The sequence below is a fragment of the Achromobacter sp. 1012554356 genome, assembly GCF_059760815.1.
In genome coordinates, this window is sequence record NZ_JCBANC010000125.1 from 1 (window position 1) to 920 (window position 920).

The 920-nt window shown below is 49.0% G+C and carries 2 rRNA genes; both read right to left on the reverse strand.

What is annotated here, in order from left to right:
- Positions 1-384, reverse strand: a 23S ribosomal RNA gene (locus AC6LJW_RS29430); the annotation flags it as partial.
- 341 nt (positions 385-725) lie between these two features.
- Positions 726-920, reverse strand: a 16S ribosomal RNA gene (locus AC6LJW_RS29435); the annotation flags it as partial.

Below are 920 nucleotides of genomic sequence, written 5' to 3' on the forward strand. Positions count from 1 at the left end.
GTCCCGCCCTACTTGTCTTACGCTTAGTTCCACACACAGAATTTCGTCTACAGGGCTATCACCTGCTACGGCCGGACTTTCCATTCCGTTCGACTATCCTGCGCGCTAAAACGTAAAGGCTCATCCGATTTCGCTCGCCACTACTTTCGGAATCTCGGTTGATTTCTTTTCCTCGAGCTACTGAGATGTTTCAGTTCACCCGGTTCGCTTCCACTAGCCTATGTATTCAGCTAGGGATACTGCATTGCTGCAGTGGGTTTCCCCATTCGGATATCTGCGGATCAAAGCTTGTTTGCCAGCTCCCCGCAGCTTTTCGCAGGCTACTACGTCCTTCATCGCCTGTGATCGCCAAGGCATCCACCATATGCACTTAGTCGCTTGATCCTATAACGCTGTAGGCTATAGGACCTGAGTATTAGCGTTTGTGCCGTTCATAAGTTTCAAAGCAGTCTGAGGCTCGCACCTCAGTCTTGAGAACTTGGAACAAAAATAATGCAATCACAACCCGTGCCCATCTTCATCAGCAACGCTGATTACTTGATGAACACATTTTCGTTGTGCTTCTTCCAGATTGTTAAAGAACAAATATAGCTGTTGAGTAAAACCCAACTCATAGCACTGCAAGCAGTGCTATGAGTTAGCTTCTACGCTGCGCCAAACAATTGACGCCAGCTACAAAAAACAACCGATAAGAGTGGACGCTTAACACGAGCACGTAAGCTCTGAAAGGAGGTGATCCAGCCGCACCTTCCGATACGGCTACCTTGTTACGACTTCACCCCAGTCATGAATCCTACCGTGGTAATCGCCCTCCTTACGGTTAGGCTAACTACTTCTGGTAAAACCCACTCCCATGGTGTGACGGGCGGTGTGTACAAGACCCGGGAACGTATTCACCGCGACATGCTGATCCGCGATTA